Source organism: Nevskia soli DSM 19509 (genome assembly GCF_000711955.1).
GTDB classification, from domain to species: Bacteria; Pseudomonadota; Gammaproteobacteria; order Nevskiales; family Nevskiaceae; genus Nevskia; species Nevskia soli.
In genome coordinates this window covers 72,063-85,744 of the sequence record NZ_JONR01000021.1, presented here as the reverse complement: position 1 = coordinate 85,744, position 13,682 = coordinate 72,063, and the positions used below count along the sequence as shown (strand labels likewise).

General features: G+C 67.2%; 14 protein-coding genes. All 14 read left to right on the top strand.

Annotation, left to right across the window (positions count from 1 at the left end; translation table 11 throughout):
• Positions 1-200 precede the first annotated feature (200 nt).
• The 14 genes from BP26_RS0112285 to BP26_RS0112220 all read left to right on the top strand — a co-directional run bounded on the left by BP26_RS0112285 (position 201) and on the right by BP26_RS0112220 (position 13,682).
• Positions 201-1,238, top strand: a complete 1,038-nt coding sequence (locus tag BP26_RS0112285) for a rod shape-determining protein (RefSeq protein ID WP_029920880.1) — start codon at positions 201-203, stop codon at positions 1,236-1,238.
• 120 nt (positions 1,239-1,358) lie between these two features.
• Positions 1,359-2,603 (top strand): rod shape-determining protein MreC, encoded by a 1,245-nt coding sequence (gene mreC, locus BP26_RS0112280; RefSeq protein ID WP_084183037.1) that lies wholly within the window; start codon positions 1,359-1,361, stop codon positions 2,601-2,603.
• A complete protein-coding gene (gene mreD, locus BP26_RS0112275) occupies positions 2,603-3,097 on the top strand; it encodes a rod shape-determining protein MreD (protein ID WP_029920878.1) in 495 nt (164 codons plus the stop codon). The genes mreC and mreD overlap by 1 nt, the downstream gene beginning before the upstream one ends.
• A 25-nt stretch (positions 3,098-3,122) precedes the next feature.
• Positions 3,123-5,141, top strand: coding sequence for a penicillin-binding protein 2 (gene mrdA / locus BP26_RS0112270; protein WP_029920877.1), 2,019 nt, complete (start codon positions 3,123-3,125; stop codon positions 5,139-5,141).
• Between the two features lie 22 nt (positions 5,142-5,163).
• Positions 5,164-6,300: a rod shape-determining protein RodA gene (rodA, locus tag BP26_RS0112265; protein WP_029920876.1), complete on the top strand. Its 1,137-nt coding sequence runs from the start codon at positions 5,164-5,166 to the stop codon at positions 6,298-6,300.
• 6 nt (positions 6,301-6,306) lie between these two features.
• Positions 6,307-7,302, top strand: coding sequence for a lytic murein transglycosylase B (gene mltB, locus BP26_RS0112260; protein WP_029920875.1), 996 nt, complete (start codon positions 6,307-6,309; stop codon positions 7,300-7,302).
• Positions 7,299-8,447 (top strand): septal ring lytic transglycosylase RlpA family protein, encoded by a 1,149-nt coding sequence (locus BP26_RS30885; RefSeq protein WP_157572497.1) that lies wholly within the window; start codon positions 7,299-7,301, stop codon positions 8,445-8,447. The genes mltB and BP26_RS30885 overlap by 4 nt, the downstream gene beginning before the upstream one ends.
• Positions 8,448-8,535: 88 nt before the next feature.
• Positions 8,536-9,690 carry a D-alanyl-D-alanine carboxypeptidase family protein gene (locus BP26_RS0112250; RefSeq protein ID WP_029920873.1) on the top strand — a complete coding sequence of 385 codons (1,155 nt, stop codon included), beginning with the start codon at positions 8,536-8,538 and terminating at the stop codon, positions 9,688-9,690.
• A gap of 53 nt (positions 9,691-9,743) precedes the next feature.
• The gene (locus BP26_RS0112245) at positions 9,744-10,019 is read left to right on the top strand and encodes a DUF493 family protein (protein WP_029920872.1); all 276 of its coding nucleotides are present in this window, start codon (positions 9,744-9,746) and stop codon (positions 10,017-10,019) included.
• On the top strand, positions 10,020-10,682 hold the full coding sequence (lipB, locus tag BP26_RS0112240; protein WP_029920871.1) for a lipoyl(octanoyl) transferase LipB: 663 nt from the start codon (positions 10,020-10,022) through the stop codon (positions 10,680-10,682).
• A gap of 135 nt (positions 10,683-10,817) precedes the next feature.
• Positions 10,818-11,639 carry an ABC transporter ATP-binding protein gene (locus tag BP26_RS0112235; RefSeq protein WP_029920870.1) on the top strand — a complete coding sequence of 274 codons (822 nt, stop codon included), beginning with the start codon at positions 10,818-10,820 and terminating at the stop codon, positions 11,637-11,639.
• Positions 11,636-12,400, top strand: a complete 765-nt coding sequence (gene mlaE / locus BP26_RS0112230; RefSeq protein WP_029920869.1) for a lipid asymmetry maintenance ABC transporter permease subunit MlaE — start codon at positions 11,636-11,638, stop codon at positions 12,398-12,400. Before BP26_RS0112235 ends, mlaE begins: the two co-directional genes overlap by 4 nt.
• A 72-nt stretch (positions 12,401-12,472) precedes the next feature.
• Positions 12,473-13,006, top strand: coding sequence for an outer membrane lipid asymmetry maintenance protein MlaD (gene mlaD, locus BP26_RS0112225; protein ID WP_029920868.1), 534 nt, complete (start codon positions 12,473-12,475; stop codon positions 13,004-13,006).
• A gap of 13 nt (positions 13,007-13,019) precedes the next feature.
• Positions 13,020-13,682: an MlaC/ttg2D family ABC transporter substrate-binding protein gene (locus BP26_RS0112220; protein ID WP_029920867.1), complete on the top strand. Its 663-nt coding sequence runs from the start codon at positions 13,020-13,022 to the stop codon at positions 13,680-13,682.

Here is a 13,682-nt window from a genome sequence, read left to right as displayed (position 1 = left end):
GGCCAAACGGCAGACTTTCACGGAAGAAAATGCGCTATCATGAAATGATAAACGATTTGCACATTCCCTACGCCTGCCGCATCGCGCCCGGGCCCGCCCCGTGGCGGTGCCGGTAGCGCCAAAATCCCGAATAGAGCTGCCCCGCAGTACCGACGCATTCTCCACTGTTTCTTTCAACGAATCCGGATTCTCACAAAACGATGTTCGACGCCGTCCGCCGCCTCTTCGTAAACGACCTCTCCATCGACCTCGGCACCGCCAACACGCTCGTCTACGTACGGGACGAGGGCATCGTCCTGAACGAGCCTTCGGTGGTCGCCATCCGCCTGGATTCCCGCGGCAGCAAGAAAATCGAGGCGGTGGGCCTCGACGCCAAGCGCATGCTCGGCCGCACCCCCACCAACATCTCCACCATCCGCCCGCTGCGCGACGGCGTCATCGCCGACTACACGGTCACGGAAAAGATGCTGCAGCACTTCATCCGCAAGGTGCAGAAGGGCCGCGTGATGCGCCCGATGACCCGCGTGGTGGTGTGCGTGCCCTACGGCTCCACCCAGGTGGAACGCCGCGCCATCCGCGAGTCGGTGGAAAACGCCGGCGCGCGCAAGGTCTTCGTCATCGAAGAGCCGATCGCGGCCGCCCTTGGCGCCGGCATCCCCATTTCCGAAGCCCGCGGCTCGATGGTGGTGGACATCGGCGGCGGCACTTCGGAAGTGGCGGTGATCTCGCTCAACGGCATCGTCTACGCCGAGAGCGTGCGCATCGGCGGCGACAAGTTCGACGAGGCCATCGTCAGCTACGTCCGCCGCCAGTACAACATGCTGATCGGCGAGGCCACGGCCGAGCGCATCAAGCAGGAAATCGGCACCGCCTTCCCGGGGCCGGAAGTGCAGGAAATCGACGTCGTCGGCCGCCACCTGGCCGCCGGCGTGCCGCGCAACTTCACCATGAACTCCAACGAGATCCTCGACGCCCTGCAGGAGCCGCTGGCCGGCATCGTCAAGGCGGTGAAGCAGGCGCTGGAACGCACCCCGCCGGAACTGGGCTCGGACGTAGCCGAGCGCGGCATCGTGCTGACCGGCGGCGGCGCCCTGCTGCGCGACCTGGACAAGCTGATTTCCGAGGAAACCGGACTGCCGGTGATCATCGCCGACGACCCCCTCACCTGCGTGGCGCGCGGCGGCGGCATGCTGCTCGACATGCTCGATCGCCAGGGCGATATCTACCTGATGGATTGAGCGGTGCAACGGCTGTTCCGGCAGCGTTCCGGACCGGCCCTCGCGGGTTCCGCCAAGCGGGGCCCGCTCTCCTGGCAATATCGGTTGTCGGCGCACGCGCCGAGCCCTATGCTTGACTGAATGTCCGGGCAGTCTGGAATCCCCATATCCAGCTGCTCACTCACCCCGCCACGGCCCTTGAACACGCTTAGCGACTCCGCCCGCAAATCGCTGTTTCCCCGCGGCCCCGGACTGGGGTTGAAATTCCTCCTCTTCGCGACCCTGTCGATCGGCCTGATGGTCGCCGACAACCACGGCGACGCGCGCCTGCGCCCGGTGCGGGAATGGACCGCGCGGGCCCTGGAGCCGCTGCTGTGGGTGACCTCGCTGCCGCGTTCCACCGCCGGCCTGGGCGACCACTTCCGCAGCCGCGAGGACCTGCTGACCGAGAACACCGCCCTGCACCAGAAGCAGCTCGAGCTGGAAGGCCGGGTGCTGCGCATGGATGCGCTGGAAGCCGAGAACGCGCGCATCCGCGAACTGCTCTCCTCCGCCGCCTCCTTGCAGACGCGGGTGCTGATCGCCGAGATCATGGGCGTGAGCCAGGAGCCGTACCGGCAGATCGTGCTCAACAAGGGCGAGCACGACAGCGTCTACAAGGGCCAGGCCCTGGTCGACGCCGACGGCATCATGGGGCAGGTGATCGAGGTCAATCCCGCCAGCAGCGTGGCCCTGCTGATCACCGACGCCGACAGCGGCGTGCCGGTGGAGATCAACCGCACCGGCCTGCAGACCGTGGCCCTGGGCCGCGGCGACGGCCAGACCTTGTCCCTGCCCTACCTTCCCGGCAACGCCGACATCAAGGTCGGCGACCTGCTGGTGTCGTCCGGGCTCGGCGGGCGCTATCCGCCCGGTTACCCGGTGGGCAGGATCAACGAACTGCGCCACCCCGCCGGCGAGAACTTCATGGAAGGCATCGCCTACCCGACCGCCAAACTCAACCAGGGCCACCAGGCCTTGCTGGTGTGGGCGGAACGGCCGCAGCAGGCCGCCGAACCCGAGGCCGCCGGCGACCACGCCGCGGATGCCGTCGGCGGCTCCAATGCCGCCTCCGAGCCGAAGCGCGATACCACCCCGCCCGCCGCCCGCAAGCCCGAACCGCCGCAGAAAAAGCCGGCGGCGCCGGCGGCGACGGCACCCAAGCCCGCACCGGCACCGGCAAAGCCCGCGGCCGCACCGCCCAAACCCGCCGCAACACAATCCAAGCCCGCTGCGGCACCGTCCAAGCCTGCCGCGGCGCAGTCCAAACCCGCCCCGGCACCAGCCAAACCGGCGTCGCCGCCGGCCACACCCCCGGCTCCGGCGCCAGCGCCGGCGGTGTACTGATGAACCGCGACAGCAATCCGCTGGTATTCCTGTTCAGCCTGCTGCTGGCCCTGGTGCTGCAGGTGACGGCGCTGCCGGATGCGGTGAGCCCGTTCCGGCCGCTGTTGCTGGTGATGGCCCTGGCCTACTGGGCGATATACGCCCCGGAAATGCCGGCCCTGGTGGCGGCCTGGCTGCTGGGGCTGTGTTGCGACGTGCTGTACGGTGCGCCGCTGGGGCAATATGCGCTGGGACTGGTGACGGTGGCGTACGTTGCGCGGCGTCTCAGCGGGACCTTGCTGTCATTCCCGCTGTGGCAGGCCACGCTGGTGCTGGTGCCGGTGTGGGCGCTGTATATCTTCCTGATGTTCTGGATCGACGGCCTGACTCATCATCCCGCCGATCCCCTGCGCCGCTGGCTGCCCCTGATCTCCACCAGTCTGTTGTGGCCGTTGGCCGCCGGCCTGCTGGGAAGCACAGGCGGCCGCCGCAGCCGTCGCGGCCTCCTGCCTTGAGCTTGCGCGCCGGGCCGGGTAGCCGATGAACCGCTACCAGGCAATCAAGGATCTGTGGGAAGAGCGGCGCGCCTTCAGCGGCCGCGTCTATGTCGCCATCGGCCTGTGCGCGCTGCTGCTGGCATTCCTGGTGCTGAGGCTGGTGCAGTTGCAGGTGGTGCAGCACGACTACTTCAGCACCCGCGCCGACGACAACCGCATGCGCCTGGTGGCGGTGCCTCCGGTGCGCGGTCTGATCTTCGACCGCAACGGCGCGCTGCTGGCGCACAACCAGCCGTCCTTCGTGCTCAACATCGTGCCGGAGCAGGCGCACAAGCTGGACGACACCCTGGCGCGCCTGGGCCGGCTGGTGAAGATCAGCGAGCGCGACGTGACGCGCTTCCGCGACCGCATGCACAAGACGCCGCGCTACCGCCCGGTGGCGCTGCGCAGCAACCTGTCCGCCGAGGAAGTGGCCAACTTCGAGATCAACCGCTACGACTTCCGCAACGACGGCGCGGCGGTCGACGCCAGCCTGGTGCGCGCCTACCCCCTGGGCGCGCAGGCTTCGCACCTGATCGGCTACGTCGGCGGCATTTCCGACGCGGACTACGCCACGCTGAACGAGAGCCAGTACTCGGGGCTGACCCAGATCGGCAAGTCCGGCGTCGAGAAAAGCCACGAAGATGCGCTGCGCGGCATGCCCGGCAACAAGATCGTCGAGGCGAATGCCGGCGGGCGGCCGCTGCGCGAACTGGACTACAAGGGCGGCACGCCCGGCGCCAATCTCTACCTGAGCATCGACGCCCGGCTGCAGGCGGTTGCGGAACAGGCATTGGGCGAACTGGACGGCGCGGCGGTGGCGATCGATCCGCGCAGCGGCGAGGTGCTGGCCCTGGTGTCCAAGCCCGGCTTCGACCCGCAGCTGTTCGTCGACGGCATCGACGGCGCCAGCTACCGCGCCCTGCTGGAGGATCCGGACCGGCCGCTGTACAGCCGCGCCCTGCTCGGCGCCTATCCGCCGGGCTCGACCATGAAACCCTTCATCGCCGTGGCCGGGCTGATCGCCGGCACGCTCAACCCCGACGCCAAGGTATTCGACCCGGGCTACTTCCAGTTGCCGGGCAGCGAGCGCCGCTACCGTTGCTGGAAACGCAGCGGTCACGGCTGGGTCGATCTCAACACCGCCATCCAGAAATCCTGCGACGTGTACTTCTACCAGGCGGCGCTGAACATGGGCATCGACCGCATCGTCAGCGTGCTCGACGGCTTCGGCTTCGGCCGCGTCAGCGGTCTGGACCTGCCGAGCGAACGCACCGGCCTGCTGCCGACCCGCGCCTGGAAGCAGAAGATGTATCGCCAGGCCTGGTATCCCGGGGAAACCCTCAATACCGGCATCGGCCAGGGCTATCTCACGGTGACGCCATTGCAACTGGCCCAGGCCACGGCGCGGCTGGCGATGCACGGCGGCGGCTTCAAGCCGCACCTGCTGCATGCGGTCGAGGACCCGGTCAGCCACGACCTCACCGCCGTGCGGCCGGAAGCGCTGCCCGTGGTCGAAGCCGGCAACACCGCGGCGTTCGACAAGGTGATCGCGGCGATGGAACTGGTGGCGCTGCCCGGCGGCACCGCCTATGCCGTATTCAAGGACGCACCCTACCGCGTCGCCGCCAAGACCGGCACCGCCCAGGTGGCCGGCCTGCGCCAGGACGAAACCGTGGCGGCCAAGCTGGAAACGGTGGCCTACCGGCTGCGCGACCACGCCCTCTTCGTCGCCTTCGCCCCGGCGGACGATCCGCAGATCGTGGTGGCGGTGGTGGCCGAACACGCCGGCCACGGCGGCACTTCGGCGGCGCCGGTGGCGCGCGCCCTGATGGACCAGTACCTGCTCGGCCGGGTGACCTACAACAACCCGGCGGCGGCGGCGCTGCCCGCGCCGGCGGTGGACGCGGACGGCGCGCCGGAAGAACCGGACGAGGACAGCGACGAACACCCCGATGGCTGGCAGAGCGCCCCCGCGCCGAGCCTGCCCGACAGCGGCGGCGCCGTACCGCCGCCGCTATAGCACCAGACCGCAGAGCACAGCCATGACCGTCAACGTCAGCGTCATCTCTTCCGCCCCCAAGCCCGTCGGCAGCTGGGGCGCCTGGTTCGCGCGCTGGCACTTCGACCTGGTGCTGGGCCTGCTGCTGATGGCGGTGGCCGGGCTGGGCCTGTTCGTGCTCTATTCCGCCACCGGGCAATCGCTCGGCATGGTGATCAGCCAGGCGCAGCGCCTGGTGCTGGGCCTGGTGGTGATGGTGGTGCTGGCGCAGGCGCCGCCGGAGTTCTACCGCGCCGCCGCGCCCTGGTTCTACGGTTTCTCGATGCTGCTGCTGGTGGCGGTGGCCGTGCTGGGCCAGCACGCCAAGGGAGCGCAACGCTGGCTCGACCTGGGCGTGATGCGCTTCCAGCCGTCCGAGCTGATGAAGCTGGCCGCGCCGATCGCGGTGGCCGCCTACCTGCAAAGCCGCCACCTGCCGCCGAGCTTCGGCACCATCCTGGTCAGCCTGGCGCTGATCATGGTGCCGACCGGCCTGATCGCCATCCAGCCCGACCTCGGCACCGCCCTGCTGGTGGTAACCGCCGGGGTGCTGGCGCTGTTCTTCGGCGGCCTGCGCTGGCGCTGGATCATCCTCGCCGTGGGGGCGGTGGCGGCAGCGGCGCCCCTGCTGTGGCTGAAACTGCACGACTACCAGCGCAACCGCCTGCTCACCTTCCTCGACCCGGAGCGCGACCCGCTCGGCGCCGGCTACCACATCACCCAGAGCAAGATCGCCATCGGCTCCGGCGGCCTGTTCGGCAAGGGCTGGCTGATGGGCACGCAGGCCAAGCTCGATTTCCTGCCGGAAGCCCATACCGACTTCATCTTCGCGGTGTATTCGGAAGAGTTGGGCCTGATCGGGGTGCTGCTGTTGCTGCTGCTCTACACCGCCATCGTGGTGCGCTGCCTGGTCATCTCCATGCGCGGCCAGGACACCTTCCAGCGCCTGCTGGCCGGCAGCCTCGGCCTGACCTTCTTCATCTATGTGTTCATCAACTGCGGCATGGTCATCGGCCTGGTGCCGGTGGTGGGCGTACCGCTGCCCCTGGTCAGCTATGGCGGCACCTCGGCGGTGACCCTGCTGGCCGGCTTCGGCATCCTCATGTCGGTGCAGACGCACCGCAAACTCCTGACGAGCTAGTCCAGCATGCGCTTTTTCACTGCCCTCCTGCTGGCCTGCTGCACAGCCGGCGCCGCCGCCGACTATAGCGGCAACACCAAGACGCCGCAGCTGCTGCAGACGCTGAAAACCCGCTACGCCTTCTCCCCTGGCGAGCTCGACGACGTCAGGGCTTCGCTGAAGCAGGCACAGCTGCTGCCGCAGCTGATCCACAGCGAGCAGACCAACAAGGAAAAGACGCTGACCTGGGAGGACTACAAGCCGCTGCACGTCACCCCGGCCAATATCGCCAACGGCCTGCGCTTCATGCAGGAGCAGAAGAAGTGGCTGGACCTGGCGCAGGAGCGCTACGGCGTACCGCCCGAGGTGGTGACCGCCCTGATCGGGGTGGAAACCAAGTACGGCGCCTACACCGGCAAGTTCCGCGTGCTCGACTCGCTCTCCACCCTGGGCTTCGATCACCCGACGCGGGCGCCGTTCTTCTTCGAGGAGCTGACGCAGCTGTTCGTGCTGTGCCGCGACGACCGCTTCCAGCCGACCGCGCTGCGCGGCTCCTACGCCGGGGCGATGGGCCTCGCCCAGTTCATGCCCAGCAACTACCGCACCCTGGCGCTGGATTTCGACGGCGACGGCCGCACCGACCTGTGGTCGCCGGCCGACGCCATCGGCAGCGTCGCCAACTACCTGGTGAACTACGACCCGCAGCGCAGCTGGCGCCGCGGCCAGGCCCTGCTGGCCGGGATCGACTCCCCCACGCCGCCATCGGCGGAAGTGACGCGCAACGCCAAGTTGCCGCCGCAGACCGTCGCCGCCCTGCGTGCCGCCGGCGTGGCCGCTCCGGCGGCGCTTCCGGGCGACACGCCGGCGGGGCTGCTGGAACTGAGCCACAACAACGGCGCCTCGGAATACTGGATCGCGCTGCCCAATTTCTACGCCGTGATGTCCTACAACCCGCGCGTCTTCTACGCGATGGCGGTGACCTCGCTGGCGTACGAGCTGAAACTGGCGGAAGATAGTCCGTGATCGGGTCTGACGTCGCTGCCATGCGCAGCCTCGCCGCCATTGCGCTGTGCTGCCTCGCCGCCCTGCTCACCGGCTGCGGGGGCGGGGAGGCTGTGCGCCCATCCCGAGGGTCGGGCCCGGCGTCCGGCGGACACTCGCGCATCGTGCCGATCTACCCGAATCAGTCCAACAATCCCAGCCAGGACGGGCCGCCATCGGCGGCGGAGATCCCGGCCAACGTGGCGGACATCCCCGATGCGGTGCCGCAGCCCGAGCCGAAGAGCAGCAGCGGCAACCCGGACTCCTACGAGGTCTACGGCGACCACTACGTCATCCTCAAGGACGCCCGCGGCTACAAGGAGCGCGGCTACGCCTCCTGGTACGGCAAGAAATTCCAGGGCAAGCGCACCTCCAGCGGCGAGGCCTACGACATGTTCAAGATGACGGCGGCGCACAAGACGCTGCCGATCCCCTGCTATGCCCGCGTCACCAACATCGACAACGGCAAGAGCGTGGTGGTGCGCATCAACGACCGCGGGCCATTCCACGAAGGCCGCATCATCGACCTGTCCTATACCGCGGCGGTGAAGCTGGGCAGCCTGGGCAAGGGCTCGATCCCGGTGGAAGTGGAAGCCATCGACCCGAGCATGCCGACGCCAACCATCCAGTACGCCGGCACGCCCCGGCCGCCTGCACCGGCGCCGCAGCAGCAGGCGCCGGCAATGGCGATGGCACCGCCGCCACGACCGCCGCCGCAGCCCGCGGCTGTCGCCACTGCCGCTCCGCCGCCACCGACCATCCCGGCCACCGTCGCAACGGCGGCGATCGCCGTCGCCGCCGCCCCGGCGCCGCCGCGGCTGAGCCTGGCCAATACGCTGTCCTCGGCGCCGTCCGCACCGCCGGTGGTGAGCGTGCCGGCGCAGACGGTGACGCCGACGGCGCGCTACCTGCAGGCCGGCCTGTTCAACGATCCGATCAACGCGGTGACGATGCGCGACCAGCTCAACGGCCTGGGCATCGCCAACGTGCAGCTGAAGAACGACACGCGCAACGGCAACGCGGTGAGCCGCGTGCTGATCGGCCCCTTCATCGACGACGAGCTGCTGGCGGTGGTGCGCAAGCGCCTCAGCGAGCTGCGGCTGCCCGCCGTCCCCGTCATCGAATAGTTAGTTTCCCCTGTCCCCGTGAAGTAAAATGCGCATGCGTTCCTTCTCTCCCGCAGTACCTCCCTACAAGTTGAACGGCTCCCAGTCGATGAATCTCAAATCCGGCCTGCTCGGTATCGTTATCGCCCTTTTCTCCCTTTCCGGCGCCGCCCGCGCCGCCGCGCCCGATCCGCCGGCAATCGACGGCCACAGCTATGGCTTGATGGACTACCAGAGCGGCGAGATCATCGCCGGGCAGAACATCGACGCGCACGTGCCGCCGGCCAGCATCACCAAGGTGATGACGGTCTATGTCGCCTTCGACATGATCAAGCAGGGCCGCCTCAAGCTCACCGACACCGCGCTGGTCAGCCAGAAGGCCTGGGCCGAAGGCAAGGACTCGAGCGAATCGCGCATGTTCCTGACGCTCGGCAGCCGCGTCACCATCGAAGACCTGCTGCGGGGCATCATCATCGTTTCCGGCAACGACGCCAGCGTAGCCCTGGCCGAGCACATCGCCGGCAGCGAGGACGCCTTCGCCCAGATCATGAACCAGTATGCGCAGAAGCTGGGCATGACCAACACGCATTTCGTCGACGCCAGCGGCATGCCCAATGACCAGCACTACACCAGCGCCCATGACCTGCTGATCCTGGCCCATGCGCTGATCCAGAATTTCCCGGACGATTACAAGTACTTTTCCGAGCACGAGTTCAAGTACGGCATCGAACACCCGCAGCAGAACCGCAACGGCCTGCTGTTCAAGGACCCCACGGTGGACGGCATCAAGACCGGCCACACCGAGGCCGCCGGCTACTGCCTGCTGGCTTCGGCCAAGCGCGACGGCCGCCGCCTGATCTCGGTGGTGATGGGTGGCCAGAGCTGGGCCTATCGCGAACAGGCCAACCAGGAGCTGCTCAACTACGGCTTCCGCAACTTCGACACCGCCAGCGTGCTCGGCGCCGCGGCGCCGGTGCAGAGCATGCGGGTCTACAAGGGCGCGGACAACGAAGTCGGCGTCGGCACGCTCGACCCGGTGTACCTGGCCCTGCCGGCCGGGGAGAAGAGCCAGCTGCAAGTGCAGCCGCAGATCAGCGGCAAGCTGATCGCCCCGCTGACCGCCGGCCAGAAGGTCGGCGAGGCCACCATCCTGCTCGCCGGCAAGCCGCTCAAGACGGTGCCGCTGGTAGCGCTGAAGGACGTTCCGGCCGGTGGCTTCTGGCATCGCCTGGTCGACCAGATCAAGCTCTGGCTGGGGATGTAAACCCGGCCTGAAGACAATTTGAAAGGCAGCCGGGCGGCCCTATATTGGATCGCATGGAAACCAAGACCTCCGCAGTTGTCGGCCTCGTCTACCCCTGCTCCTTCCCGGTGAAGGTGTTCGTCCGTCCCGACGACGAAGTCGAAGGCCGGCTGCAGACGCTGGTGCGCAGCCACCTCCAGCCCGAAGCCGGGCTGGAGGTGGAGCGCCGCACCTCGGCCAACGGCAAATACCTGTGCCTGACGCTGATTTTCGTGGCCGAGGACGAGGCGCACCTGACCCGCATCACCAAGGCCATCAGCGCCGATTCCAGCGTGGTGCTGTCCCTGTAAATGGAAGCCCGGGCGCAGGGCGGGACGCTGCTGCGCCGGCTGGGCCTGCGCGATTACAGCGAAACCTACGCGCTGATGCGGGATTTCACCGCCAGCCGTGACGCGGCGGCGGCGGACGAACTGTGGTTCCTCGAGCATCCGCCGGTGTTCACCCAGGGTCAGGCCGGCAAACCGGAACATGTGCTGGCACCCGGGGCCATTCCCATCGTGCAAAGCAACCGCGGCGGCCAGGTCACCTACCACGGACCGGGCCAGGCGGTGGTGTACGTGCTGCTCGACCTGCATCGGCTCGGCTACGGCGCGCGCGAACTGGTGCGGCGGCTGGAGCAGGCGATGCTGGATACCCTGGCCGGCTACGGCATCGCGGCCCTGGCCCGCGCCGATGCCCCGGGGGTGTACGTGGAGCGCGACTGGCCCGGCGGGGTCACCGAAATGCGGAAGATCGGCTCGCTCGGCCTGCGCGTCAGCCGCGGCTGCAGCTATCACGGCATCGCGCTGAACGTGAACATGGACCTGGAACCCTTCGAGCGCATCAATCCCTGCGGGCTGACCGGCATGCGCATGACCCAGGTGGCCGAACTCGGCGGCCCGGCCTCGGTGACCGAGGTGGTGCGCAGCCTCGAACCCTGCTTGCTGAACAATCTGGGTCTTGCGTCACACTGAATCGACCGGAACCGTGGAACCAAGCGGTCCGGGGCGCCTCTAAAGCGGTGTCAATCGCGTAGAATGACGTAGCTACGGTAGTCTCCGCATCCACTGCCCGCATACCCAGCCCAAATATCCCGGCTTCCCAGTCCCATGACCCCGACCGGCCAAGAGATTCTCGTGCGCGTGCGCGACCTGCGCTTCGCGTTCGGCCCGCGCGTGATCTATGACGGGGTGGATATCGACATCCCGCGCGGCAAGGTCACCGCCATCATGGGGCCCAGCGGCACCGGCAAGACCACCCTGCTGCGCCTGATCGGCGGCCAGTGGCGGCCGCAGTCGGGCACCGTCGAATTCGACGGCGCGGACGTCCACAAGCAGTCGCGCAGCCAGCTGTTCGGGCTGCGCAAGCGCATGGGCATGCTGTTCCAGAACGGCGCCCTGCTGACCGACCTGACGGTATTCGAGAACGTCGCCTTCCCCCTGCGCGAGCACTCCGACCTGCCCGACAGCATGATCCGTGACGTCGTGCTGATGAAGCTGGAAGCGGTGGGCTTGCGCGGCGCGGCCGGTCTCTACCCGGAGCAGATCTCCGGCGGCATGTCGCGGCGCGTGGCTCTGGCCCGCGCGGTGGCGCTGGAGCCGGCGCTGGTGATGTACGACGAACCCTTCACCGGCCAGGACCCGATTTCCATGGGCGTGCTGATGCGCCTGATCCGCACCCTCAACGAGGCCCTCGGCATGACCTCGATCCTGGTCTCGCACGATGTGGACGAGGTACTGTCGATTTCCGACTACGCCTACGTCGTCTCCGGCGGCAAGGTGCTGGCGCACGGCACGCCGGAGGCGATCCGCACCAGCGATTCCCCGATGGTGCGGCAGTTCCTCGACGGCAAGCCCGACGGCCCGGTGCCTTTCCACTACAAGACCTCGCACGACTACGCCACCGACCTGCTCGGAGATGCCGCCGCATGAAGCTGGGGCAGATCGTCGGCGATTTCCTGCGCGGCCTGGGCGAAGCCACGCTGTTCCTGTTCACCATGATCGCCGCCCTGCCGGCGGCGCTGCTGCGGCCGCGGCTGGTGATACAGCAGCTGTACATGATCGGCATGCTGTCGCTGATCATCATCGCCATCTCCGGCTCTTTCATCGGCATGGTGCTGGCGCTGCAGGGTTATCGCACGCTGGCCCAGTTCGGCGCCGCGTCCGCATTGGGCGTGGTGGTCGCGTTCGGCGTGATTCGCGAGCTGGGGCCGGTTGTCACGGCACTGCTCTTCGCAGGACGGGCAGGCTCTTCACTGGCTGCCGAGATCGGCCTGATGAAAGCCACCGACCAGCTTTCCGGCATGGAAATGATGGCGGTCGATCCGATCAAGCGGGTCATCGCGCCGCGCTTTCTGGCGGGAATCATCGCGATGCCCCTGCTCGCCTCGATCTTTTCGCTGATGGCGATCGGCGTGGCCGGCGGCCATCTGGTGGGGGTTGTTGCCCTGGGTGTGGATGATGGGTCCTACTGGTCGCAGATCCACAGCGGATTGCATCCGCACGATATTTTCGAAAGCCTGATCAAGAGCCTGGTGTTCGGCGTTGCGGTGAGCTGGATTGCCTTGTATCAGGGTTACCATGCCGCGCCCAACTCGGAAGGCGTATCGCGCGCCACCACCTCCACCGTGGTGGTGTCGTCGCTGGTGGTGCTGGCGCTGGATTTCGTGTTGACCGCGTTCATGTTCCGCTAGGCCTTCGCCGGCGAAGCATTCAGTCTGGTTTAGTGCCTCGGAACCGAGGCTGTGAGTCGAGGATTTTGCTTTATGCAATCGAGAACCCTGGAAATACTGGTCGGCTTTTTCGTCTGCCTTGGCGTGGCGGCGATCTTCCTGCTGACCTTCCGCGTCGCCAGCCTGGATACGGTGGGCACCGGCAGCAACAACTACCGCATTACCGCCAAGTTCGACACCATCGGCGGGCTCGCCATCGGCGCCTCGGTACGGATGGCGGGCGTCAAGATCGGCCGGGTCAAGGGCATCAGCATCGACCCCACCAGCTTTCAGGCGGTGACCACCCTTGAAATCGATGGGCGCCAGTCCAATATCCCCGAGGACTCGACTGCAAAGATCCTGACCTCCGGGCTGCTTGGCGAGCAATACGTGGGTCTGGAACCGGGTGGCGACGACAAGACACTCCGGAACGGCGACGAGATCAAGTTCACCCAGTCGGCTTTCGTACTGGAAAACCTGATCGGCCAGTTCCTGACCTCGATGACGCAGAAAGACAATAACCAGGGTAGCTCGCAACCGCAGAACGCCGCGCAGCCGGCGCCTACACCGGCGCCGAAATCAAAATAAGGAGTCGTCACCCATGATCAAGCTTCTGACCCGCCCCCTTCTTGCGCTCGCCCTGGCTGTCACGGCGTCGTTGGGCGTGGTTGCCCAGGCGGACACGACGCCGGCGCAGGCGCCCGACGTGGCATTGAAGACCACCACCGACCAGATCCGCGGCATGATCAAAGATCACTACGCCGAGTACAAGGCCGACCAGCCGAAGTTCTATCAGGCGGTGAACGACGTGGTGGTGCCGCGCTTCGACGTGCCGGGCATCGCCAGGGCCGTGCTGGGTCTCAACTACCGCAACGCCACCCCGGACCAGCGTACGCGCTTCGCCACGGCGTTCAAGGACATGCTGGTGCACAGCTACGCCAACGCCATGCTCGACAACTACAAGTCGGTCAGCATCAACTGGATGCCGCCGCGCATGCTCAATCCGACCGAGGCCGCGGTCAACACCTCGTTGTCGCGCGACAATGGCCAGTCCTACGCCATCGGCTTCCGCGTGCATGTGGTCGACGGCGAGTGGAAGATCCTGGACATCAACGTCGAAAACGTATCGCTGGTGCTGAATTTCCGGACCCAGCTCAATGCCGAGATCAAGCGCACCAGCCTCGACGACGTGATCGCCCGGATGCAGAATGGCCAGTTCAAGTCCGATTCGAGCGCGAACGCCACGCAGCCGAAAGCGAATTGA

Excerpts from the sequence above, each read along its gene's own strand:
- BP26_RS0112285 (WP_029920880.1), top strand. The coding sequence starts at position 201 with ATGTTCGACGCCGTCCGCCGCCTCTTCGTAAACGACCTCTCCATCGAC.
- mreC (WP_084183037.1), top strand. The coding sequence starts at position 1,359 with ATGTCCGGGCAGTCTGGAATCCCCATATCCAGCTGCTCACTCACCCCG.
- mreD (WP_029920878.1), top strand. The coding sequence starts at position 2,603 with ATGAACCGCGACAGCAATCCGCTGGTATTCCTGTTCAGCCTGCTGCTG.
- mrdA (WP_029920877.1), top strand. The coding sequence starts at position 3,123 with ATGAACCGCTACCAGGCAATCAAGGATCTGTGGGAAGAGCGGCGCGCC.
- rodA (WP_029920876.1), top strand. The coding sequence starts at position 5,164 with ATGACCGTCAACGTCAGCGTCATCTCTTCCGCCCCCAAGCCCGTCGGC.
- mltB (WP_029920875.1), top strand. The coding sequence starts at position 6,307 with ATGCGCTTTTTCACTGCCCTCCTGCTGGCCTGCTGCACAGCCGGCGCC.
- BP26_RS0112250 (WP_029920873.1), top strand. The coding sequence starts at position 8,536 with ATGAATCTCAAATCCGGCCTGCTCGGTATCGTTATCGCCCTTTTCTCC.
- BP26_RS0112245 (WP_029920872.1), top strand. The coding sequence starts at position 9,744 with ATGGAAACCAAGACCTCCGCAGTTGTCGGCCTCGTCTACCCCTGCTCC.
- lipB (WP_029920871.1), top strand. The coding sequence starts at position 10,020 with ATGGAAGCCCGGGCGCAGGGCGGGACGCTGCTGCGCCGGCTGGGCCTG.
- BP26_RS0112235 (WP_029920870.1), top strand. The coding sequence starts at position 10,818 with ATGACCCCGACCGGCCAAGAGATTCTCGTGCGCGTGCGCGACCTGCGC.
- mlaE (WP_029920869.1), top strand. The coding sequence starts at position 11,636 with ATGAAGCTGGGGCAGATCGTCGGCGATTTCCTGCGCGGCCTGGGCGAA.
- mlaD (WP_029920868.1), top strand. The coding sequence starts at position 12,473 with ATGCAATCGAGAACCCTGGAAATACTGGTCGGCTTTTTCGTCTGCCTT.
- BP26_RS0112220 (WP_029920867.1), top strand. The coding sequence starts at position 13,020 with ATGATCAAGCTTCTGACCCGCCCCCTTCTTGCGCTCGCCCTGGCTGTC.